General features: G+C 63.8%; 11 protein-coding genes. 5 read left to right on the top strand and 6 right to left on the bottom strand.

Annotation, left to right across the window (positions count from 1 at the left end; genetic code table 11):
* Positions 1 to 23: 23 nt before the first annotated feature.
* A complete protein-coding gene (locus tag ACP7BV_RS17245) occupies positions 24 to 1,817 on the bottom strand; it encodes an ABC transporter substrate-binding protein (protein ID WP_426105564.1) in 1,794 nt (597 codons plus the stop codon).
* 233 nt (positions 1,818 to 2,050) lie between these two features.
* Between ACP7BV_RS17245 and ACP7BV_RS17250 the strand changes: the two genes are divergently transcribed.
* Positions 2,051 to 4,651: a TonB-dependent receptor gene (locus ACP7BV_RS17250; protein WP_426105565.1), complete on the top strand. Its 2,601-nt coding sequence runs from the start codon at positions 2,051 to 2,053 to the stop codon at positions 4,649 to 4,651.
* Between the two features lie 109 nt (positions 4,652 to 4,760).
* On the opposite strand, the gene aroG is transcribed toward ACP7BV_RS17250, so the two are convergent.
* Positions 4,761 to 5,822: a 3-deoxy-7-phosphoheptulonate synthase AroG gene (gene aroG / locus ACP7BV_RS17255; protein WP_426105566.1), complete on the bottom strand. Its 1,062-nt coding sequence runs from the start codon at positions 5,820 to 5,822 to the stop codon at positions 4,761 to 4,763.
* 425 nt (positions 5,823 to 6,247) lie between these two features.
* Between aroG and ACP7BV_RS17260 the strand changes: the two genes are divergently transcribed.
* Positions 6,248 to 8,908, top strand: coding sequence for a TonB-dependent receptor (locus ACP7BV_RS17260; RefSeq protein WP_426105568.1), 2,661 nt, complete (start codon positions 6,248 to 6,250; stop codon positions 8,906 to 8,908).
* A 241-nt stretch (positions 8,909 to 9,149) separates the two neighbouring features.
* Here the strand turns inward: ACP7BV_RS17260 and tldD are convergent, their stop codons facing one another.
* The 4 genes from tldD to ACP7BV_RS17280 form a co-directional block, all read right to left on the bottom strand.
* Positions 9,150 to 10,610 carry a metalloprotease TldD gene (tldD, locus tag ACP7BV_RS17265; protein ID WP_426105569.1) on the bottom strand — a complete coding sequence of 487 codons (1,461 nt, stop codon included), beginning with the start codon at positions 10,608 to 10,610 and terminating at the stop codon, positions 9,150 to 9,152.
* 68 nt (positions 10,611 to 10,678) lie between these two features.
* The gene (locus tag ACP7BV_RS17270; RefSeq protein WP_426105570.1) at positions 10,679 to 11,488 is read right to left on the bottom strand and encodes a carbon-nitrogen hydrolase family protein; all 810 of its coding nucleotides are present in this window, start codon (positions 11,486 to 11,488) and stop codon (positions 10,679 to 10,681) included.
* Entirely contained in the window at positions 11,485 to 15,687 is a 4,203-nt protein-coding gene (locus tag ACP7BV_RS17275; protein ID WP_426105572.1) for a YhdP family protein, read from the bottom strand. The genes ACP7BV_RS17270 and ACP7BV_RS17275 overlap by 4 nt, the downstream gene beginning before the upstream one ends.
* 199 nt (positions 15,688 to 15,886) lie before the next feature.
* Entirely contained in the window at positions 15,887 to 16,450 is a 564-nt protein-coding gene (locus ACP7BV_RS17280) for a TetR/AcrR family transcriptional regulator (RefSeq protein WP_426105574.1), read from the bottom strand.
* A gap of 62 nt (positions 16,451 to 16,512) precedes the next feature.
* Here ACP7BV_RS17280 and ACP7BV_RS17285 point away from each other — a divergent pair, with 62 nt between their 5' ends.
* From ACP7BV_RS17285 to ACP7BV_RS17295, 3 genes are all read left to right on the top strand, one after another.
* Complete coding sequence (locus tag ACP7BV_RS17285) at positions 16,513 to 17,751, top strand: glycosyltransferase (protein WP_426105575.1); 1,239 nt, start codon at positions 16,513 to 16,515, stop codon at positions 17,749 to 17,751.
* A 55-nt stretch (positions 17,752 to 17,806) separates the two neighbouring features.
* Positions 17,807 to 20,542 (top strand): bifunctional [glutamate--ammonia ligase]-adenylyl-L-tyrosine phosphorylase/[glutamate--ammonia-ligase] adenylyltransferase, encoded by a 2,736-nt coding sequence (gene glnE, locus ACP7BV_RS17290; protein WP_426105576.1) that lies wholly within the window; start codon positions 17,807 to 17,809, stop codon positions 20,540 to 20,542.
* Between the two features lie 401 nt (positions 20,543 to 20,943).
* On the top strand, positions 20,944 to 23,964 hold the full coding sequence (locus ACP7BV_RS17295; protein WP_426105578.1) for a TonB-dependent receptor: 3,021 nt from the start codon (positions 20,944 to 20,946) through the stop codon (positions 23,962 to 23,964).
* Positions 23,965 to 24,031: the final 67 nt, after the last annotated feature.

Raw genomic sequence — 24,031 nt, forward strand, 5'->3', positions numbered from 1 at the left:
GTTGTCGCTTTCCCCAGGTTGCGCTAGCGCGCCGGCAACTTGCCGGCGTCGATGTCGATGTATTGCCATTCCTGGTGCAGGATGGGATGTTTTTTGTAGCCCAGCACCGAGGGCTGCGCCAACATGTTGCGAATGCGCGCGTAGCCGATGCGCGCCGCGCCCAGCACTTCGATCCTGCGCGCCATTTTGTGAAACAGCGCGTCGCGCTCGGGACTGGCCGGCATTTTCTGGCTGGCCGCGTACCACTGGTCAATCTGCGGATCGGCCAGGCACGACGCATTGTTCAGGTGGACATTCGGCCCGTAATGGAGTTGCATGAAATTTTCGCCGTCGGGATAGTCGGCCGCCCACTGAAAGTTGCGGCTCTGGATTTTGCAGGCCCGTTCGCCGGCCAGCAAGTCTTGCAGGATCATGCGCTCGTTGCTCATCTGAATGCCGATCGCATTGTAAGTCTTGCGCCACACCTCGGCCAGCAGCACGCCAGACGCTTCGTTGCGCGAGGTGTAGCGAATCACCAGCGGCTTGCCGTCGGGCAGCGTACGCCAGCCATCCTTGCCCTTTTTGTAGCCGTAGCGGTCAAGCAACTTGTTGGCAAGCAGGCGGTCGTACTGCAACATGCTTTTGTAAGCCGGATCGTAGCCGACCACGCCGGGTGGAATCGGATAGTCGAGCCGCTGCGCCTGGCCGTTCCACACCTTGCTGATTTCCTCGTCCACGTCGTGCGCAATGGCAATGGCGCGTCGCAGGGCAATCTTTTCCTTGGAAAAGCCGCCCACCACCGGGTCCTGCAAGTTCCAGTAGTAATACGTGATTTCCGGGTCGACCTGGCGCGACAATTGCACGCCCTTGGCCGCCAGTTCGGGCCGCAACTTGCCATCCACGATGGCCTTGGGCGCGAGCGGGCCGTCCAGCCAAAACAAGTCCACCGCACCGCTCTGGAACGACAGCCAGCGCGACTGGTCTTCGAGCATCACGCTGATTTCAATGCGTGCCACCTGCGGCATGCTTTTACCCTGCATCTGCGCAATGATGCGCGCATCTTCCGGCGTGCCGTTGCCTTTGAAGTTCCAAGTTTCCGCGTGGTGCACCGTATTTCTTTCAAGTACGATGCGGCTGCCGCGTACCCACTCGGCCAGCTTGTAAAAACCGGTGCCCACTGGATTGGCGTGCGCCGCGCCCCGTGTGTCGCCGTACTTTTCGATCACTTCGCGCGCCACCGCCACAGTTGGCTCATGCGCCAGGATCATGCCCAGGTTGAAATCGGTCTGGGTCAGGTGGATGCGCAGCGTATACGGGTCGATCAGCTCGAAGCCGGCCACCGGCGCGTCGTAGTCTAAGCGGCCGGCCAGCTTTGCCTTGGCCGCCAGCGCGTCGAGGCCGACGATTTTTCCCGCCAGCAGTCCCGCGTGCGGCGAGCCCAGGCGCGGATCGAACAGCCGCTTCCACGAATACACATAGTCGGCCATGGTCAGCTCGCGGGCGCGGCCCTTGAAGGCCGCATCGGGCGCGAACAGCTGCCCTTTTTTCAGGCGGATGGTGTAGGTCATGCCGTCGGCCGATACCTCGGGCAACGCGGCGGCCGTGTGCGGCACCAGCAGCACCGGGCGCGCCAGGTAATCGTAGGTAAACAGGGTTTCAAAGATGGCTTGCGTGACGTGCCCCGTGTACAGGTCGCGCGCGACGGCCGGGTCGAACCCGGTTTCAGCGGCCGGAAAAATGTAGCGCAGCGTCTTGACCGGTTCGGCGGCGAGCGCGCCCGTGCAGGCAGTAAGAGCAAGTGCGAATGCTGCCAGTTTCTGGCGCCAGTGTCCGGTCATGCTGCGCGTCTCATGGAAAAGTGGCCTTACGATAACCCATTTAGGGGCGCAGGGCCACGCTCCGTTGTTTTCCATAAATTCCGGGGGATTACACCTTTCGCCGTTTGACGGGGCCGCACTATGCAAGCCGCGCGCCTTTGTCGTATTTAGCATAACAATCAAGATTGTACGATTGACACCAATCGCCGCCCGGTGCTTCCATTGCGCTTTCTTCCATGGGAGCCGAGTACATCATGAAGCCAACCGTCTTGTCGCTGTCACTGAAAACCATGTTCGCCGCCGGCGCCGTGCTGTCCTTTCCGGCCTTAGCCCAGGACAGCGCCCCGATGCAGCGGGTGGAAATCACCGGTTCCTCCATCAAGCGCCTGCAGGCGGAAACGGCCAATCCGATTTCCATCATCAAGGCCGAAGAATTTACGCGCCAGGGTGTCACCACCGTGCAGGAAGCGCTGACCCGGATTCCCTCCAGCCAGTCCGGCATGGGCAGCGGCAACGCCGTGGGCGGCAATTACAGCGGCCTGCCCACCGGTGGCCAGTCCAGCGCCGACTTGCGCGGCCTGGGCGGCGACAAAACGCTGGTCTTGCTCAACGGCAGGCGCCTGGCCAACCATCCGTACGACAGCGCCAGCGTCGACCTGAACATGATTCCGATCAGCGCACTGGACCGGGTCGAAGTGCTGCGCGACGGCGCCTCGGCCATCTACGGCACCGACGCCATCGGCGGCGTGATCAATTTCATCACCAAGCGCTCGGTCACCACCACCACCATCAGCGCCGAAGTGATCCGTCCACGCCAGGCGGGCGGCGACGAGGAACGCGTCAATCTGTCCTCGGGCCTGGGCAACCTGGACACCAATGGCTTTAATGTACTGGGCGTCGTCGACTGGCACCGCCAGCAATCGATCGGCTCGCAGCAGCGCTCGTTTTCGCAGACCGGCATTGTGCGCGAGCGGGGGCTGGACGTCACCAGCGGCACCACCTTCCCGGGCAACTACTACGATGCGCGTGCCGACCGCGCCGGCAATCCCTCGTTTGCCAGCGGCTGCAACCCGCCATTCTCGGTGCCGGCGCCGGGCGGCACCACTTGCCGCCAGGATTACACGCGCCAGGTGGACAACACGCCCGACCAGGAACAGATCGCCGTCTTCGTCAAAGGCGCCATGAAAGTGGGCGACGGCCACGTGGCCACGCTTGAACTGCTCCATTCGCGCAACGACGTTACCTCGCGCACCGCGCCGCCGCCGCAAACCGGCTTGATCTTGCCGGCGACCAGTCCCTACTATCCGGCCGGTGCCAGCGGCGGGCCGCTGTCGGTCAACTGGCGTCCGCTGGAAGCGGGCCAGCGCACCATCGACTCGGCCGGGCGCACGAGCCGTATCGTGGCGGCCATGGAAGGCCAGGTTGCAAAGTGGGACTACAAGGCGGGCTTGACGCATGCGATCAGCAAGTCGAGCGAAGACTTTGTCGGCGGCTATGTGCAAGATGCCTCGTTCGCGGCCGGCGTGGCCAACGGCGTCCTCAACCCGTTCGCGCTGCAAAACGATGCCGGACGCGCCTACCTGGCCAGCACGGCGCTGCGCGGCCAGGTGCAAAGCGCGCAAGTAAAAAGCAGCGCGCTCGACCTGACCGCCAGCCGCGACCTGATGGCGCTTCCCGGCGGCCAGCTCGCCTTCGCCATGGGCGCCGAGCTGCGCCACGAAACAGCCGACTTCGACGTTAACCGCGCGATCGCCTCGCAGGCCAGCAGCTCGGGCCTGTCCGGTTCGCTTTCCAAAAGCGGCTCGCGCAATGTGCAAGCCTTGTTTGCCGAGGTGGTGGCGCCGTTTTCCAAGGCGCTGGAAGTGTCCTTCGCGGCGCGCTTCGACCGCTACAGCGATGTGGGCAACACCACCAATCCCAAGGTGGGCGTGCGCTACCAGCCTTCCCCCGCCTTGCTGCTGCGCGCGTCGGCCACCACGGGCTTCAGGGCGCCCACGCTGTTCGAAAAGAACGGGCCGCCGTCCCGGAACGACACCAACGATTCATATGATGATCCGATCCTGTGCCCGGGCGGCGTGGCGCAGCCCGGCGCCAATCCGCTGCGCGACTGCAACCTGCAGCAGTTCAAGCTTCAGGGCGGCAATCCCAACCTGAAGCCGGAAAAGTCGCGTTCGTATTCGTTTGGCGCCGTGATCGAGCCGACGCCGGCGCTCACGCTCGCGGCCGACTACTGGAACATCGCGCTGCGCGACAAGATTGCCGCGCTGCCCGAGCAAACCATCTTCGGCAATTTCGCGCGTTACCGCGCGCTGTTCCTGCGCAATCCCGACGGTTCGCCGAACGCCATTGAAGACTTCTTGAACAACCTGGGCGAAGTCAAGACCGACGGCGTCGACGTCAGTGCGGCGTGGCGCATGCCCAAGGGCGACTGGGGCGGCCTGACGGCATCGGTGGACGGCACCTGGGTGCACCGCTACGACTACCAGAACGAGCGCGGTGGCGAATTCATCCATAACGTGGGGCGCTATGCCGATGCGGTGCCGGTGTTCAGGTGGCAGCATACGGCAACGCTTGCATGGAACCGCGGCGTATGGGGCACGACGCTGTCGCAGACCTACCGCACCGGATATGCCGACCAGGACACGGTGAACCGGGTGTCGTCGTACAGTTTGTGGAATTTGTCGGGGAGCTACACGGGCATTACGGGGCTGACCTTGATTGCCGGCGTGAAGAATCTGCTCGACAAGGATCCGCCGTTTTCGAACCAGGGGACGCTGTTCCAGAAGGGGTATGATCCGCGGTACACCGACCCGACCGGGCGCGCGCTGTACCTGCGCGGCAGTTTCACGTTTTAGCGAGGCAGCTGCTTGCCCCATCGTCCTCACACGCGGGGACCCATAGAACGGTTCAACTGAGCGACCGTTCCATGGGTCCCCGCGTACGCGAGGACAATGTGGTAGGTACCTAACTTTCCTGGCGCAACCGGCGCTGGCGCACGGACGCCGCCAGCCCTTCAAGCACCTGCACGCTTTGCTCCCAATCGATGCACCCATCGGTCACCGACTGCCCATACACCAACTCCTTGCCCGGCACCAGGTCCTGGCGTCCCGCCACCAGGTGCGACTCGACCATCACGCCGACAATGCGCGTATCGCCGCCAGCCACCTGCGCGGCAATATCGGCGCACACGGGAATCTGGTTCTCCGGCTTTTTCGAGCTGTTCGCATGCGATGCGTCCACCATCAGGCGCGCGGCCAGTCCCTGCGCGGCGATCTGCTGGCAAGCCTGCTCCACGCTGGCCGCGTCGTAATTCGGCGTCTTGCCGCCGCGCAGAATAATGTGGCAGTCTTCATTGCCGTTGGTCGACACGATCGCCGAGTGACCGCCCTTGGTCACCGACAGGAAATGGTGCGGCTGCGAGGCGGCCTTGATCGCTTCCACCGCAATCTTGATGTTGCCGTCAGTGCCGTTCTTGAAGCCAACCGGACACGACAAGCCCGAGGCCAGCTCGCGGTGCACCTGCGACTCGGTGGTGCGCGCGCCGATCGCGCCCCAGCTGATCAGGTCGGCGATGTACTGCGGGCTGATCACGTCGAGAAATTCGGTGCCGGCCGGCAGGCCGAGCTCGTTAATGTCGCGCAGCAGTTCGCGCGCCATGCGCAAGCCGTCGTTGATGCGAAAACTGTTGTCCATGTACGGGTCGTTGATCAAGCCCTTCCAGCCCACCGTCGTGCGCGGCTTTTCGAAGTACACGCGCATCACGATCTCCAGGTCGCCGGCAAAGCGCACGCGCTGCTCGGCCAGCCGGTGCGCGTATTCCATCGCCGCCTTGGTGTCGTGGATCGAGCACGGTCCGATCACCACCATCAGACGGTCGTCCTGACCGTGCAGGATGCGATGCAGCGCCACGCGCCCGGAAGCGGCGGTCTGCTCGGCCGCTTCACCGCAGGCAAACTCGCGTATCAAGTGCGAGGGTGGCGTCAGTTCCTTCATTTCGCGGATGCGTAAGTCGTCGGTGCGTGGCATGGTGTTCTCCGTTCGTTAAATGAATGAAATCTGGTCAAAAAAAAACCGCCATCGCTGGCGGTTTTTTAGGAATTCTGCTGGATCTCGTCGTTGCTACGTGAACCTGCCGCTACTCCACCGCCTCGGGGCTGGAATCGCTAAAGTAAAAGTGGCAGGTAAAGAAGACAACGCTGTGCATGCTGCACTCCAAAGTGTTTAAATGACTATAGCACACAATCCCTGCCCGCTGGCAAGTGCAGCAATTTTCCCCGCTGCACTTGGCGTGCCGGGCGCGGTTGCGGCCTTTCCACAAACGCTCGCTCATTACCGCAACGATTGAGCCAGATCAGCCGAGCCATAAAAGCGGATGCAAAACTGGAAGAGTCAAGCCCGCCCGTTACGGGTGCGCGCTTTTATTTTCTCCTACTCACCTGGAGTATTCCACCATGAATGAAAAGACTTTGTCCGTCGCCTTGCGCATGCTGTTTGCCGGCGGCGCCGCGCTCGGCGCCGTGCTGGCGGCCGCGCCCGCACTGGCCCGGCAGGACGCCGCCGCGCCCATGCAGCGGGTCGAAATCACCGGTTCCTCGATCAAGCGCCTGGCCGCGCAAACATCACTGCCAATCACCTCGATCCGCGCTGAAGACTTCGCCAAGCAGGGCCTGTCAACCGCCCAGGAAGTACTGGCCACCATCCCCATGAACCAGTCCGGCGAGGGCGCCAGCCAATCGGTCGGCGAAGGCACGGGTGGCCGTGCCACGGCCGACCTGCGCGGCCTGGGCGGCGACAAGACGCTGGTGCTGCTCAATGGCCGGCGCCTCGCCAACCATCCCTTCTTTGCCGACTCGGTAGACTTGAACATCATCCCCGTCGCCGCGCTCGACCGGGTCGAAGTACTGCGCGACGGCGCCTCGGCCATCTACGGCACCGACGCCATCGGCGGGGTGATCAACTTCATTACCAAGCGCTCCTACACGGGCCGCGGCGTGACGGTCGAAGCCTTCGTGCCCGAAGGCAGAGGCGGCGGCGACGAGCAGCGCATCAACATCACCGGCGGCTGGGGCGACCTGAACACCGATGGGTGGAACCTGCTGGCCGTGGCGGACTACCACCGCCAGTCGGCACTGGTAGCGACCGACCGGGCGTTCTCAAGCACCGGCGTGCAGCCCCAGCACGGCGTGGTCCAGACCAGCGGCACGCCCTTCCCCGCCAATTTTTATTCCGACCTCGGCATCTCCGGCAACCCCAGCTTTGCCGGTGGCTGCCTGCCGCCCGGCTCGGTGCCCAGCACCGACCCCGGCAACAACACCTGCCGCTTCGACTACACCCGCTATATCGACAATATCCCGCTGACCCAGCAGGAATCCTTTCTCGGCCGCTTCACCAAAAAATTCGGTCCCGATCACACGGCCAACCTTGAGTACATGCACACGCGCAGCACCAATGCGTCGAAGGTCGCGCCGCCGCCACTGGCCGGGATCGGCATGATGATGTTTGTCACCAGCCCGTTTTATCCGGGCCGGGGCATTACACCGGCGGTGGCCGGCCTGACCGGCGAGCCGCTCGACATCAGCTGGCGCCCGCTCGTCACCGGCCAGCGCGAGCAGCTCGACGTCAGCCTGTCCGAGCGCATCCTGGCAAGCCTGGAAGGCAGCTTTTACGGCTGGGACTACAACACCGGCCTGACCCACTCGGTCGGCCGCGCGCGCAGTGCCTTTACCGGCGGCTACGTGATCGACGAGCGCATGATCGAAGGCGTAGGCGCCGGCATCCTCAACCCGTTCGGCGAGCAGACCGCCGCCGGCACGGCCTTCCTGCAAAACTCGCTGCTGTTGGGCAGGTTTCTGAATGCCAAAGTCAACAGTTCTGCGCTCGACTTCAAGGCCAGCCGCGACCTGATGACTATGGCCGGCGGACCACTCGGCTTTGCCATCGGCGGCGAAGTGCGGCACGACAAGGCCGTGTACCTGGTCAACCGGACGCTGGCCGGTCAGGCCTCCAGCTCGGGTTATGCCGATGCCCAGGACCAGCGCGGCAGCCGCACCATCCAGGCCTTGTTTGCGGAAGTGAATGTGCCGCTGATCAAAGACCTGGAAATCAATCTGGCGGGGCGCTATGACCATTACTCCGATGTGGGCGGCAACTTCAATCCGAAGGTGGCGCTGCGCTGGCAACTCAGCCCGCGGGTGCTGATGCGAGGCTCCTACAACCAGGGTTTTCGGGCGCCCACGCTGTACGACATTTACGGCCCCCAGACCACCACCAATACGGCTGAACCATGGGACGATCCGGTGCTGTGCCCTAACGGTACGGCGGTGGCCGGCGCCAACCCCAATCTGGTGTGCAACCAGCAGCAGAATATTCGCTCCGGGGGCAGCTTGAACGTCGAGCCCGAAACGTCGCGCACCTATAGCGCCGGCATCGTGCTCGAGCCCACCCGCGCACTGACCTTGTCGGCCGACTATTGGGATATCTTGCTCAAAGACCAGATCAACGAACTGGCCGAACAGACCATTTTTGGCGACTACCAGAAATACCAGAGTCTGTACGTGTATAACGCCACCCGCACCCGGCTCGACTACGTACTGGCCAACACCATGAACCTGGGTGAAATCCGCACCCGCGGCCTCGACCTCAGCCTGCTGTACCGGCTGCCGCGCGCGCCGTGGGGCAACCTCACGCTCACCGTGGATGGCACCTATGTGGACAAGTATGATTACCAAAACGAGCGCGGCGGGCCGTTTACCCAGAATGCGGGGCGCTATGCGGACGAGAATCCCGTGTTCCGCTGGCGCCACAATGCCAGCATTGCGTGGAACCAGGCGCCGTGGACAATGACGCTCACCAACCGCTACCTGTCTGGCTACGATGACCAGAACGGTGTCGATCCCGAATTCGAACAGCGGGTCGATGCGTACTCCACCTGGACGCTGTCGGGCACGTATTCGGGGAACAAGGACATCGACGTCACGGCCGGCATCAAGAACCTGTTTGATGAGGATCCGCCCTACACCAACCAGACCACCCGGTTCCAGCAGGGCTACGATCCGCGGTACACCGATCCCTTGGGGCGGACATTTTACGTGAGGGCCACGTACAAGTTTTAGGCCAACGCGGCGCAGGCATGGCGCAATGCGCTGCGCTTTTGCGCCCTACGCCAAGTTTGTCGTCCCGTAAAAACACGCGGCGCAAAGCGCCCGTTTTTTCGACAGCAGCACATTGTATGGCTGCATCGTAGGGCGCAAAAGCGCAGCGCATTGCGCCATGCATGCATCGCCAATGAAGCATATGTGTAAGAAAAAAGGCGCCTTGCGGGCGCCCTTTCATTTACATTGCACGGCGCCGCTGTTATGCGGTGCCGCCCACCGTCACGTCTTCAATGCGCAAGGTTGGCTGGCCCACGCCTACCGGCACACTCTGGCCTTCCTTGCCGCATACACCGATGCCCGAGTCCAGGCGCATGTCGTTGCCGATCATCGAGACGCGGTTAAGCACGTCCGGACCATTGCCGATCAGCGTGGCGCCCTTGACCGGATAGGTCACCTTGCCGTTTTCAATCATGTACGCTTCGCTGGCTGAAAACACGAACTTGCCGTTGGTGATGTCAACCTGGCCGCCCGCAAAATTAACCGCATACAGCCCGTTTTTGACCGACGCCAGGATTTCTTCGGGGTCCTTGTCGCCGCCCAGCATGTAGGTGTTGGTCATGCGCGGCATCGGCAAGTGGGCAAACGATTCGCGCCGCGCGTTGCCCGTGACCGGCATCTTCATGAGGCGCGCGTTCATGGTGTCCTGGATATATCCCTTCAAAATGCCATCCTCGATCAGCGTGGTGCACTGGGTCGGATTGCCTTCGTCGTCCATGTTGAGCGAACCGCGGCGGTCGGCCAGCGTGCCGTCGTCGACCACGGTCACGCCCTTGGCCGCCACGCGCTGGCCGATGCGGCCCGAAAACGCTGACGAGCCCTTGCGGTTGAAGTCGCCCTCCAGGCCGTGCCCGATCGCTTCGTGCAGCAGCACGCCGGGCCAGCCCGGCCCCAGCACGATGGTCATCGGCCCGGCCGGCGCCGGACGCGCCTCCAAATTGACCAGCGCGCCCTTGACCGCTTCGCTGGCGTATTTATCCAGCACTTCATCGCTGAAGTAGGCGTAGTCGTAGCGCCCGCCTCCGCCGGCCGAACCGGATTCGCGGCGCCCGTTTTGCTCGACGATGACGCTGACCGACACGCGCACCAGCGGGCGGATGTCGGCCGCCAGCACGCCGTCGCTGCGCACCACCAGCACCACGTCATACTCGCCGGCCAGGCCCGCCATCACCTGCACCACGCGCGGATCTTTTTTGCGCGCCATTTTCTCGACGCGTTCGAGCAGCTTGACCTTGGCCGTCGCGTCGAGCGAAGCGAGCGGGTCGTTGGGCAGGTACAGCGAACGGCCACCCACCGGGGTCATGCGCGAAGCAATCTTGATCTTGCCGGAACCGACCCGTGCAATGGTGCGCGTGGCGGCCGTGGCGTCGAGCAAGGCGCGTTCGGAGATTTCATCGGAATACGAAAACGCCGTCTTGTCGCCGGAAATGGCGCGCACGCCCACGCCCTGGTCGATCGAAAAGCTGCCGGTCTTGACGATGCCTTCTTCCAGGCTCCAGCCTTCGCTTTTTGTAAATTGGAAATACATGTCCGCGTAGTCGACCTTGTGCGTAAACATGGTCCCCAGCGTGGTGAGCAGCTTGCCTTCATCCAGGCCAAACGGCGTGAGCAGCACGTCGCGCGCTACCGCCAGGGAGGAGAGATTCGGTTCGAAGGGTTTCATGGGCAGCTTCTTTCAGGTGTGAACAGGCATTGTGCCATATCCAGAATTTTCGCACGGAGCACCAGGCATTACAGTTTGCGGTGCTTGAGCGCAGGCAAGCTTTCACGGACGTCGGCCAGGAAGTGGGCGTCGATGTCGCCGGCGATAACGCCCGCGCCTTCGGCCAGCACCGCCTTGACTTCGCCCCACGGATCGATCAGCATGCTGTGGCCAAACGTGCGCCGTCCGTTCGGGTGCAGCCCGCCTTGCGCCGAAGCGAGCACGTAGCACTGGTTTTCAATGGCGCGCGCGCGCAGCAGTACTTCCCAGTGCGCCAGGCCCGTGGTGTGGGTGAAGGCGGCGGTGACGACCATCAGCGTGCACTCGCCCATGGCGCGAAACAGTTCGGGAAAGCGCAAGTCGTAGCACACCGCCAGGCCGACCCGGCCGAACGGGGCGTCGAACATGACCACCGCCTCGCCCGGGACGATGGTGCGCGCTTCGTCATAATGCTCGGCGCCCTTGGTAAAACCGAACAGGTGGATCTTGTCGTAGCGGCTGACCGGCTTGCCGTCCGGATCGAACACCAGCGTCGTGTTCATGACCTTGGAAGCGTCGCTTGCCACCAGCGGCAAGGTGCCGCCGATCAGCCAGATGCCGTGCTCGCGCGCGGCCTCGGCCATGAAGGCCTGGATCGGGCCGGCGCCGGCCTGCTCGGCATGGGCCACCTTGTCGGTGTCGGACCAACCCATGATGGGCCAGTATTCGGGCAAGGTCACCAGCTTGGCCCCGGTGGCGGCCGCCTCGCGCACCAGGCGGCGCGCGCAGGCGATATTCTCGGCCACATTGGGCGAGCTGATCATTTGTACCGCTGCAACCGTCGTGTGAAGTGATGTCATTTATTCAGTGCCTCCTTGGTGGCGGGAACGGGGAGCGCCGGCGTGCCATGCGCGCCGCGCCCGAGTTTGGCGATCAGCGGCGCCTTCCATGGCCCGGTGACTTGCATTTCATAGGTCAGCGCGCGCATCATCGGCGCGCGCAGGAACAGTTGCGCAAGGAAACTTCCAATGCCGATGACCGGATTGACCGCCAGCGCGTACACCAGCGGCCCGGTGCCCAGGTTAAATTCGGGAATCACCACCACGTGCAAATTGGTCGATTCATTGGCAATGTCAACCGAGCCATCCATCAGCACGGTGGCGGCCACGCCATACATCTTGAGGTTTTCGGTGCGCATGATGCCGCGCGCAATGGTGGCGTTGGCGCTGATGCCGTCAAAGGCCAGCCCTTCCGAAAACACATCGTGAAAGTCGAGCTTGAGTATGCGCGGCAGCATCTGCAGGCTCAGCACGCCCAGCAACTTTGCCGCGCCGGGATCTTTCTTAAGGAACTGGCCGGCCGCCAAATTCAGGTCGATCTTGCCCGACAGCGAAGGAATGTCGAGCGAATAGGGCAAGCCATTCCAGGCGATGTCGCCGCTCATGCGCCCCTTGCCGCGCTTGAGCGTCTCGGGAAAGCCGAAGCGCTCAAGCAGGCGCCCGGCGTCGTCGATGTCGAGCGTAAAATTGAGGCTGGTTGCCGACACGCCGTCGCGCGTGGACCACTTGCCGGTGCTTTTCAGGGTGCCGTCGGGGTTGGCCAGCAGCAGCCGGTTGATGCGCCACTCGCGCCCGTTGACCACCTGCGAATTGCTGGCCAACAGTTCCAGCCGGCCCAGCTGCTTGTTGAAGAGCTCGAAGCGCTCGGCCACGATGTCAAGCGCAGGAATGGTTGACGCCGCCGTCTTGGGCCCTTCCAGCAAATCCTTCACTTCCGCCGCCGACGACTCGGGAATGATCAGCGAGGCCAGGCGCGCGGTGACCTTGCCCAGACCCTGGCCAGCCGGACCTTCATCCCACGTTACGTGGCCCGACACCTGGCGCGAATCGATGCTGGCCTGCCAGCTCTGGGCCTGGTGCGAGGCGCCCACCACCACGTTGTCGAGCTTGCGCTCGCCAATGATCAGCTCAGAGGCGCGCGCGGCCGTAACGTCCGGCACCACGTACTGCGCCAGATTGGCCGCCGGCGGTCCCCCGGACGCGACCGGTTCCGCCTTGGCGTTGCCGATGCGGCTGCCAATGGCCACCCATTGGTCGACATTGAGCGTCTTCATGTGCACGTTGACCGTCAAGCCGTCTTCCGGTTCCGGGGCCGGCACATTCACGCCCACGCCGCCACTCACCAGTTTCCAGGCGCCCCTGGCCGGGCGCTGGCGCAGGTAGCGCGCGGCGATGGCGGGGCCCAGCGACAGCTTGATTTCTTCGCGCTGCGGCGCGCTCTCGGGCGCGGCGCCCGGCGCGCTAGCCGGTCCTGGCGCCGCCCCGGCCAGCGTAAAATGCAGCGGCATGGCGTCGGCCGGCGCCTTGTTCAGCGGGGCCGGGAAGTCCAGCCCCAGCCCTGCCAGCGTCGAGTCGACCGTGATTACCGGCTGGCCATCCTTGACGCTGATCGAGCCGCTATAGCGCGCGCTGCCATTGATGCGCCCGACCACCGGCACCATCGCCGCCGACGGGTAATTCTTGCGGATGCCGTCGGCGGCCACGCTGCCGCTCATACGGATCAGGGTGCCGCTGCCGCGTTGCGAACTGCCCGTCAGCGCCAGCGGGCCGCCCAGGAAGCTGGCACCCACGCCGTTCAGCGTCAAGCCTTGCTCGGTGAAATCGAGTTTGCCGATGGCCGCCTGCAGCGGTGGCAGCTCGGGAAACAGGACCACGTCGTTGCTCATCAGTTGCAACGCCCCTTGGACCTTGGCGTCGCGCATGTGGGTCAGTGGCAGTTGCAGCTTCAAGCCCAGGCGCGCATTACCGCTGGCGCGGCTCTGCTCGGTGAAGTGGCCGATCCATCCGGCCACCGGGCTCGCTTCCACGTAACGTAAAAACTCTTGCATTGCGCCGTTGGCGCCGCCGTCGACCTCGAGCGTGCGCTCAGGCGAACCCAGGTCGGCGATGGTGGCGGTAACGTCGGTCAGTGCCAGCCCCAGTGTGCGCGCGCTGGCAGCTTTGATTTGCATCCCGGCACGGTCGAACGCGAAGCTGCCGTTGATCAGTTCGGCGCGCGGCCACATGGGCGTCACGCCGTCCGCGCCCGGATGCGTCGGGGCATAGTTCAGGCGGGCGTTTTCCAGGCGGCCGGCGACCCGGAATTCGCCGCTCGACTTGTCGCCGCGAAACGGAAACTGCGCCAGGTCGCCGCGCACGCGGATCACCGCATCCTGCACCATGCCGTCCTCGATGGCGCCGGTGAGCCAGGCGTGCAGGTTGGGCGGCGTTTGCAGCGGCAGGTAGCGCGCCAGCTTTTTAAGGTCAAAACCGCCGACGGCGCCGTTCAGGTCGATCAGCCCGGCCGGTTTTCCCGGCTGCGCCACCAGCGGCATCTGGTGCCGGCCGCTGAGCGAGGCCTTGAGCGTGCCCTGCACGATGTTCAGGCTGTCGAGTTGCAGCAGCAGTTGGTCCTTGGGCGCAAAACTCCAGCTCGCCTGCATGTTGAACTGGTCGAAGGGCACGCTTGGTTCGGCGAACCAGGCCGGCAGTTGCAGCACCAGCTTGGGCGCGTCGAGCAGGATGCTGCCGCCTTTTTCGTTGGCGTTGATCACGCCGCTCAAGTTCTCGACGCCCGGCAGGGCCGGCATCGCTGCCGCGCCCGCGCCCGTCGCCGTTTTTGGCTGCGCCAGGCGTGCGGCCTGGGCCCGCATGCCCAGGCCCGTCAGCCGGCCCTTGATGGCGTACGCGCTGATGTCCGGATACTTGCCGCTCCAGTTGGCGGAAAAGTCCGACAGCGTGCCGCGCGGCGCGAAGTCCGCCAGCAAGGCGCGCTGGGAAGCACGCAGCGGCAGTTGCCCGGCCAGCTTGGCCAGCGTGGCCAGTTCGAGCTGGCGCGCGCTGACACGAAATTTTTCGCTCTGACCGCCGGCGGCCGGCGTGTAAGCTTCATCGATGGTGGTGGGCGCGAGCGCCAGGCCACCCGTGGTCAACAGCGAAAAATTGGTCAGCGAGATGCTGTGGCCGTTGGCACCGAACGCTGGCTGCCCGTAATTGCTTCCGGACGCAAACGTTTCGGTTGCCGACAGGCGGCCCTGCACGCGCTTGAGTTCCAGCGGCGGCAAGTCGCGCCCCAGCTGCGCGCTGACGTCGACCAGGCCCAGGTCGGCCGTAAACGAGGCCAGCTTGGCCCGTTCCAGAGCGATCCAGCCGCGCACCGAACCGCGCCCGCGGCTGACCGGAAACGGATAGTCCAGGTAGGCTTTCCAGCCGGCCAGATCGGTATTGGTCACATCGGCGTACAGCTCGCCGCTCCACTGGGCCACGTCGGCCACCCGCGCGGCAAAGCGCGGATGGGTGAAATCGGCGCGGATGTCGATCGGACCCGACAGGCTGGCAGGGGGCGTTGCGCGCAGCGCCATGCGGTGTTCGTTCCACTGGTTGAGCAGCAGCAGATTGAGGTTTTCCAGCACCAGTTCGGCGCTGCCGCGCCGCTCGTCGGTCCAGCGTATGCGCCCTTCGCGGATCACAATCTCGCGCTGGCTGAGCAGCCAGTCGGCGCCCTTGCCGTCGCCGCCGGCCGCGTCGAGCACGATGCCGGCTACCGACAGCTTGCCGTCCGGACGGCGCCGCACGTCAAGGTCGGGACGGATGATTTCCAGTGAATCGAAGCGCGGGCTGAGCGCCAGCACGCTCCACCACGACAGCGTGGCCGACACGCTGGGCAAGTTCAGGACTTGGCGCCCTTGCCCGTCGCGCAAAATGACGTCGCCGAGAAACAGGTTGGGCCGCAGGCCACGCCAGGACGCGTAGATGCGTGTAATGGCCACGTTGTTGCCCAGCGCGCGGCCGGCCTGCTTTTCGATGTCGCCCTTGTAATACTCGATGTTGGGCAAGATAGCGTAACGCAGGAACAGCAGCACGAAGCAGAACAGGAAATAGGCCAGCAGCGCCAGTTTGACGGTGAACCCGAGCACGTGGTGGGAGGCCTTGTTGGCCATGCGATAAGCGGCCCTGGCCCGGTGCCAGCGCTTGCCCAGGTGAAGGTCCGCAAGGTGCGCATGATGTGCTGGGTTGTGCATCGATAAGCTAATAAAAGAGGCTCGCCGTCGGGAAAATGGTCAATAAGAGCGCGTTAACACGGTGCCGCCTACCTTATTCGGATCGTAGGCATGAGCCTAATCGCACCGCAATTTTACCCCATCGGCGCCTCTGCGCGAGGCACGTTAGCTCTACAATTGTTTCTAATCGTTAATGGAAGCGCAAGGACCACGCAACGATTCACACGGGGGTAGCGGCGGTAATGGCCCGTGCCAACTCTTCCGGGTCATATCCCATCAGCATCCCGTCGAGAATCAATTGCGACAAGCCGTGCACCATGCACCACAGTTTCAAACTTGCAACGGCGGCGTCGGGCGCCGGCGGCGAGCGCGCGACCAGTGCGCTGCGCATGGCGTCCGCTGCCGCCGCCCATGCCGTCTGCAGTTCCGGGTAGGCGCTGCGCTCGCTGATGGCCGGCCCGTACATCAACCGGAAGCGCCCGGGACGCGCTACCGCAAAGCGGACATAAGCCTGGCCCATTGCCGCCAGCGGATCGTCCGCTTCGGCCATCGCCTCGGTCAGCGCCAGGTTGAAGTCCTCAAAACCTTTTTGGGCCACGGCGGCCAGCAAGGCTTGCTTGTCGCGGAAATGGCGATACGTGGCGGGCGCCGATACCCCGGCCCGCCGCGCCACTTCCCGCAGGCTGAGCTCGCCAGCATCGCCTTCATCGATCAATTGGTCAGCCACCGCCAGCAGCGTGCTGCGCAGGTCGCCATGGTGGTAGGGCTTATCTGATGTTGACATTGTTCACATAGGAGCGTAGTTTACGGCGTAAACATAGTCTACCGCACATCGAGGACCTTCTTGTGAGAATACTGATCATGGCCGTGGGCAGCCTGGGCGACAACTTGCCGTTCATGGCGCTCGGCATGGAGCTGGCGCGGCGCGGGCACCAGGTGCGCATGTATGGCAACGGCTATTTCCAGCACCACGCCGAGGAACGCGGCCTGCACTTCACCGCCACCAGCGAGGCCGCCGAGTACCAGGCGTTCCTGGACTCCCCCGCCGCCACTGACCCCAGAGAAGGCATGCGCAAGGTCGCCGCCAGCGTCATGGCGCGCGTGCACGCGTCGCACCAGCGCATGGCGCACGATGTGTTGCCCGGCCAGACTATCGCGATCGGCTCGACCTTCGCCTTTGCGCCACGCCTGCTGCGCGAAACGCATGCGGTGCCGGTCGCGGTGATCCACCTGTCGCCATCGGTGCTGCGCTCCGAGCATTGCGCGCCCAGGTTCTCGCCGCTCGGCCACATGGCCGGCCTGCCGCGCTTTGTCAAACGCTTCCTCTGGCGCACCATGGACCGCAGCTTCATGGATCCGCTGTACACGGTCCCGTTCAACCAGATTCGCGCCAGCCTCGGCTTGGCCCCTGTTACGCGCATGTTTCACCAGTGGCTGCACCAGGGCGATGCGGCGCTGTGCCTGGTGCCGGCCTGGTTCAGCGCGCGCCAGCCGGACTGGCCGGCGGCGCTGGAGATGACGGGTTTCCCCCTGGCTGGGCACGGTGAAGACCAGCCCATGCCGGACCAGCTGACAAGGTTCCTCGAGGGCGGCACGGCGCCCGTGGTCATTACCGCCGGCACGGCCAACGCGGTCTCGCATGCATTTTTCAGCGCCGCCCTGGCGGCTTGCCGCCTGCTGGGAAAACGCGCCATCGTCGTCACCGCCGATGCCGGGCAACTCCCCCCGCGCTTGCCGGACGGCATCATGCACGTCCCCTACGCCCCCTTCGCGGCATTGTTGCCACGTGCGGCGGCGTTCATCCACCACGGCGGCATCGGATCGGTCAGCCAGGCCTTGCGCGCCGGTGTGCCCCAGCTGATCCAGCCGATGGCGTTTGACCAGTTCGACAACGCCAGCCGGGTCGCGCAACTGGGCGCCGGCAGCGAAATTTTGCCGTGTCATTTTCCCCCGCAGCGGGTGGCCGGCGCATTGAAAGCGCTGCTGGCCGATGCAACGGTCGCTGCAAGCTGCCGGCGCTGCCAGGCCGACCTGCAAGATGAGAACGGCATCACGCTGGCGTGCGACGTCCTGCTGGCAAAGTGATTCAAGCGCTATAGTACGTAATGTACGCCTTCGACACTCCACCTAAAGCACCGACATGACAACACCCTCCTTGACCGCCGCCTCGCGCTTCTATCAACGCTGGCTGGCCGCCGCCCCCACGCGCGGCGCCGCCATCGATGAACTGGTGCTGCACAAGCTGGCCACGCTCGACTTGGCGGCGGCCCTGGCGCGCGAGGCGGCCACCGGCCTGCCCCTGCCGCGCGCCATGCGGCGCCTGCGCAACTTGCTGGTGTGCGGCCTGATCCGGCGCGACCTCGACGGCCAGGCCGACCTGGCCGAGGTGGTCGAGAGCATGACCCGCTTCGCCGACTTTGCCATCCGTACCCACCTCGACGCCTTGATGGCCGAGATGGTCGCCAGCCATGGCATGCCGATGGGCTATGAATCGCTGCTGCCGCAACACATGCTGGTGCTGGCCATGGGCAAGCAGGGCGGCGGCGAACTGAACGTGTCGTCCGACATCGACCTGATCTTCGTCTATCCCGAGGATGGGGATACGCTGCTGGCCGAACCGGGCCAGCGCCAGCTGTCGAACCACGAATTTTTTGCGCGGCTGGGCAAAAAGCTGATCGCGGCGCTGTCGGAAATCATCGAGGACGGTTTTACTTTTCGTGTCGACATGGCACTGCGGCCAAACGGCAATTCGGGGCCGCTGGTGGCCAGCCTGAACATGGTCGAGGAATACCTGATCGTCCAGGGCCGCGAGTGGGAGCGCTATGCGTGGGTCAAGGCGCGCGCCGTGACCGGCACGCCTGACGACATCGCCGCGCTCGACGCTATCGTGCGGCCCTTTGTGTTTCGGCGCTACCTCGATTTTGGCGTGATCGACGCGATCCGCAACATGCACGCGCAAATTCGCGCCGAGGTCGACCGCCAGGAGCGCCTGCACCCGGACCGCAGCAACAATGTCAAGCTGGGGCGCGGCGGCATCCGCGAAATTGAATTTCTGGCGCAAGTGTTCCAGCTGATCCGCGGCGGGCGCGACGCCGCGCTGCGCGAGCGTTCCACCCGCGCCACCTTGCGCGTGCTGGCCGACAAGGACCTGCTCACGCCCGACACCGTCGAGCGCCTGCTGGCCTCCTACAGTTTCTTGCGCAACCTGGAACACCGCCTGCAATACCTGGACGACGCCCAGACCCACACCCTGCCCGCCAACGACGCCGACCGCGCCACCGTGGCGCGGATGATGGGCTTGCCCGATACGGCCACGCTGCTCGCGCGCCTGGACGCGGAACGGTCCTTCGTGGCCGGCCAGTTCGACGCCATCTTCAGCGACAAGGCCGGCAATGGCAACAGCGCCGGCAATGTCGACCCCCAGTCATCCAGCGAACTGGCCGACCTCGACCGCCAGCAAGCGATCCAGGCGCGCCTGGCCGAACTGGCCTTCGACGACCCGGCAGGCGCGGCGCGGCGCCTGATGGCGACCTGGCAAAGCCCGCGCGTCCAGGGTTTGCCGGAGGCGTCGCGCACGCGCCTGCTGGCGCTGGTGAACGCGGCGCTGCCGCTGATCGGCAAAACGGCGGCCACCAGCGCCGGCGGCAGTTCGAGCGCCACGCTGGGGCGTCTGCTCGACTTTTTCGAGGCCATCGCGCGCCGGTCGGCCTATCTGTCGCTGCTGACCGAATACCCGCACACGCTCGAACGCGTGATCCGCATGATGTACGCGTCGGGCTGGGCGGCCACGTTCCTGACCCGGCACCCGATCGTGCTCGACGAACTGCTCGACGACCGCATGCGCCACGCCGCGCCCGACTACGCGGCGCTGGCGCGTGAACTGCGCGCCCAGCTGCTGGAAGCTGCCGGCGACACCGAACGCCAGATGGACATCCTGCGCGAAGCCCACCATGCCCAGCTGTTCCGGCTGCTGGCGCAAGACCTGGCCGACGACCTGACGGTCGAGCGCCTGGCCGACTATCTGTCGGCGCTGGCCGACACCATCGTCGCGGCCACCATCGACGCCGCCTGGAACACGATCGCCAGCCGCCACTGCGAAGTGCCGCGCTTTGCCGTGATCGCTTACGGCAAGCTGGGCGGCAAGGAACTCGGTTACGTCTCGGACCTCGACGTGATCTTTTTGTTCGACGATGACGACCAGGACGCGAGCGCCAATTACGCCAAGCTGGCGCAGCGTTTTATTACGTGGATGACGGCGCACACCTCGGCCGGCATCCTGTTCGACATCGACACCGCGCTGCGCCCGGATGGCGCGAGCGGCATGCTGGTCTCAAAACTGACTGCGTTCGAGCGCTACCAGGACAACGCGGCCTGGGTGTGGGAGCATCAGGCGCTCACGCGCGCCCGTTTTTGCGCCGGGGATGCTGCCATCGGCGCGCGCTTTGAAGCCATCCGCGAGCGCGTGCTGCGCAAGGAGCGCGCCACGCAAGAACCGCAACTGAAGGCGGAAGTGCTCAAGATGCGCAAGAAGATGCGCGACGCCTACCCCAACCGCGGCGCGCTATTCGACCTCAAGCACGACGCGGGCGGCATGATCGACATTGAATTCATCGTCCAGTATCTGGTACTGCGCCACGCGGCGCAGTATGCGCAGCTGACCGCCAACGCCGGCAATATTGCCCTGCTGCGCGTGGCCGGCGAACTGGGGCTGGTCGATGCCGCCCTCGGGCTGGCGGTGGGCGACGCCTACCGCGCGATGCGCCGGCTGCAGCACCAGTTGCGCCTGCAGGGGCAGGACAATGCACGCATCGATCCGGCGCTGGTGGCCCAGCACAGCGCCAGCGTCGTCCAACTGTGGCGTCAGATTCTGGGATGATGGCCGCCGTAGCCGGTGGGCGGCGCAAGCTGTGCTGCCGGGCGCGGCGTCATTGCACCAATTTTGTTTGAATTGACCCGGCCATGCCGGCCATTGCTGCGCTGAATGACGCCCTTTACCTTCGCGTGGCGCGGCCCACTGCGCCGCTCCCGCGCATAGCGCCTGTAATGACGGGCGCCCTCGAATTTACCCCGTGGACCATCCAGGACACCGGAATTGCCGCCTCCAGCGTCGCCGATCGTTGTTTCTTGCGCAGTTGACATGCATATAAATTGACATCAAATTGCAATAGTGTTGAGATAGCCCAAGGCGCAATCTTGTACAGAAGAATGATAGCTGGACCTGACCTTACGCAGTTCTAACAGAACTCACGAGCGACACATTGATTTAAGGAAATTGGAATGAGAAAAAATGCATTTCGGCAGTCTACCTTGACCCGTACCGCACTGGCCATCGCCGCCAGCTTGCTGGTTTCAACCGTAGCCTACGCGCAGCAGTCAGAGGGTTCCATTTTCGGCAAGGCCGCCGCAGGCCAAAAAGTCACGATCACCAGCGTTGACACCAATACTTCGCGCCAGCTCGTCGCTGATGCCAACGGTTCGTTCGTACAATCGAAGCTGCCGCCAGGCCAGTACACGGTAACTTCGAACGGCGTGGCCCGCGAAGTCACCGTGTCAATCGGTACCGGCACCCAGGTCGTACTGACTGAAGCTGGTCAAATGCAACGCGTGCTGGTTTCACGCCGCCGCAACAAGATTGACGTCTCGAGCGTGGAGTCGACGACGGTATTTACCGCCGAGCAGATGCAAGCGCTGCCAGTGGCGCGCGACGTCAACGCCATCGCCATCCTGGCCCCAGGCGTGGTCAAGGGTGACGCCGACCTCGGCGCCGGCAACCTGCCAGCATTTGCCGGCGCGTCCGTTGCGGAAAACGGGTATTACATCAACGGCTTTGACGTTACCAATATCCGCAACTTCTTGTCCTACGCCAACCTGCCATTCGACGCTATCGGTTCGCAGCAGGTGAAAGTGGGCGGGTACGGCGCCGAGTTCGGCCGCTCGCTCGGAGGCGTGATTTCGCTCGCGACCAAGCGCGGCACCAACACCTGGAAAGGCGGCGCTTCGGTCATCTACAGCCCAGACGCGGGTAGAGCCAAGGGCCAGAATGTCGAGAACCTCGATTCCCCTGGCGAGTACACGGTTCACCGTGCTTACGACCGGTTCAACGATATCAGCGCCAATGTCTTCCTTGGTGGCCCGATCATCAAGGACAAACTGTTCTTCTTCGGTGTCGTCGAAGGCAAGCGCGATTCCGAGCACCGCTTTCGCGGTTCGAACAGCAACACGTTCATTGACACGACCCCGAACGGCATGATCAAGCTCGATTTCACGCCGAGCGACAAACATCGATTCGAGTTCACCGGCATCACGAACAAGAAAGAAATCGACGTCACTGACTATAAGAACGCGCTGACCAACCAGTATGCCTCCAGCCACGTGGGTACCGGCAAGGAATCGAAGCTGACTTCGGGCGGACATACCCTGATCGGCAAATACACCGGCTACCTGACGGATGCGTTGACCTTGTCGGCCTTGGTGGGTTCCGTGGACGACAAGGTAGAAAAAACCACGGGCTTCCGCGTGGCCGACCAGTCTTGCCCTGTCGTCGTGGATGACCAGACCGAAATCGGCTGCTGGACCGGTCCTTTCCCAGGTGAATCGATCCGTGACCCGTCCGCAAAGGACGACAAGGACAGCCGCCGCGCCTTCCGCATCGACGTCGACTACGTGTTGGGCGACCACACCCTGCGCGGCGGTATCGACACCCAGAAGTTCACGTCGGCTGCAGCCGGTTCCTCGACCTACTCGGGCGGCCTCTACTGGCGCTATATTCCTTCGCCCACCGGCACTGTGAATGGCGTGCCCAATACCGTGGCACCCGGCGCGAAATATGCGCGCAAGCGCATCATCACCTCGACCTCGGGTGAATTCGAAGTCAAGAACACGGCGCTGTACATCGAAGACAGCTGGAAAATTACCAAGAACGTACTCACGTACGGTGGCCTGCGCTGGGAATCGTTTGACAACAAAAACTCCGACGGCGTGAGCTTCGTCAAGGCCGAACGCCTGCTGGCCCCGCGCCTGGGCGCCGCTTGGGACGTCAATGGCGACGCGTCCATGAAGGTGTATGGCAACCTGGGCCGCTACTATATTCCAGTCGCTGCCAACACCAACATCCGCGCCACCCGCGGCGAACTGTTCACCCATCAGTTCTACACCTACACCGGCCGCGACCCGGTCACCCAGGCGCCATTGGGCACGGTTGAAATCGGCAATAAGCAGGTCAATGGTGACGGCGCCTTGCCATTGCCCTCGACCATCGCCGACGTCAACCTGAAGCCGATGTCCCAGGATGAACTGATCCTTGGCGCCGAGAAGCTGGTGTTCAACGGCTGGCGTGCGGGCATCAAGGGCACCTACCGCAAGGTCCAGAACGGTATGGATGACTACTGTTCGCACCTGGGCTTTGAACGCTGGGCCGCCGACAACGGCCACCCGGACTTCGACTCCCGCACCATGGCGCCGTGTGCCATCGTCAATCCGGGCAATGACGTGACGCTCAACGTTGACCTGGACAACAATGGCAAGCTGGCCCAGACCACCTTTCCAGCCAGCTATGTCGGCCTGGAGAAGTACAGCCGTAGCTACAAGGCGCTGGAATTCACCCTGGATCGTCCATGGGATGGCAAGTGGAGCGTTAACGCGTCGTACACGCTGGCCAAGACCAAGGGGACCGCTGAAGGCTATGTGAACTCGGTCATCAACCAAGAAGACGCCGGCGTATCCCAAGACTTCGACTTCCCTTCGCTGACCCATGGCTCGAATGGCTACACGTCGAACGACCGCCGCCATGTGCTGAAGGTATTTGGCAACTACGCGCTGACCGATACCCTGCGCCTCGGCATCAATGCCACCGCATCGTCGGGCCGTCCAACCAGCTGCATCGGCTTCGTTCCAGGTACCCAGCCTGATTTCTCCGACGCAGAAGGCTACTCGACCGCATCGTCGTACTATTGCCTGCGCTCGGATGGTCCGGACGCCGGTCGCACTTCCGTGCTGGGTCAGCGCGGAACGGCAGGCCGTACGCCTTGGACCAACAGCCTGGATGTCCAGCTGGCTTACATGCCAAAGATCTCCAAGGGAAAGCTGAGCTTGCAGATGGACATCTTCAATCTGTTTAACACACAGAAGGTTGTGGAATGGAACGAGACGCGCGACTACAGCCGCGCAACTACAGTCAATGAAATCGATCCCGACACGGGCACGCGCATTATCGAAGGTCAGCTGAGCAACAACTACCGGCGCCCTACGTCGTTCCAGCAGGTGCGTAGCGTTCGCTTGACGGCGCGCTACGAGTTCTAAGCACAATTTCGTTGAACGCTAAAAACCGCCTTCGGGCGGTTTTTTTTGCCCTGTTTTTCGTCGGCGG

The sequence above is a fragment of the Massilia sp. TSP1-1-2 genome (genome assembly GCF_049896185.1).
Classification (GTDB): domain Bacteria; phylum Pseudomonadota; class Gammaproteobacteria; order Burkholderiales; family Burkholderiaceae_D; genus Telluria_A.

Excerpts from the sequence above, each read along its gene's own strand:
- ACP7BV_RS17250 (WP_426105565.1), top strand. The coding sequence starts at position 2,051 with ATGAAGCCAACCGTCTTGTCGCTGTCACTGAAAACCATGTTCGCCGCC.
- ACP7BV_RS17270 (WP_426105570.1), bottom strand. The coding sequence starts at position 11,488 with ATGACATCACTTCACACGACGGTTGCAGCGGTACAAATGATCAGCTCG.
- glnE (WP_426105576.1), top strand. The coding sequence starts at position 17,807 with ATGACAACACCCTCCTTGACCGCCGCCTCGCGCTTCTATCAACGCTGG.
- ACP7BV_RS17260 (WP_426105568.1), top strand. The coding sequence starts at position 6,248 with ATGAATGAAAAGACTTTGTCCGTCGCCTTGCGCATGCTGTTTGCCGGC.
- tldD (WP_426105569.1), bottom strand. The coding sequence starts at position 10,610 with ATGAAACCCTTCGAACCGAATCTCTCCTCCCTGGCGGTAGCGCGCGAC.
- aroG (WP_426105566.1), bottom strand. The coding sequence starts at position 5,822 with ATGCCACGCACCGACGACTTACGCATCCGCGAAATGAAGGAACTGACG.
- ACP7BV_RS17275 (WP_426105572.1), bottom strand. The coding sequence starts at position 15,687 with ATGCACAACCCAGCACATCATGCGCACCTTGCGGACCTTCACCTGGGC.
- ACP7BV_RS17295 (WP_426105578.1), top strand. The coding sequence starts at position 20,944 with ATGAGAAAAAATGCATTTCGGCAGTCTACCTTGACCCGTACCGCACTG.
- ACP7BV_RS17280 (WP_426105574.1), bottom strand. The coding sequence starts at position 16,450 with ATGTCAACATCAGATAAGCCCTACCACCATGGCGACCTGCGCAGCACG.
- ACP7BV_RS17245 (WP_426105564.1), bottom strand. The coding sequence starts at position 1,817 with ATGACCGGACACTGGCGCCAGAAACTGGCAGCATTCGCACTTGCTCTT.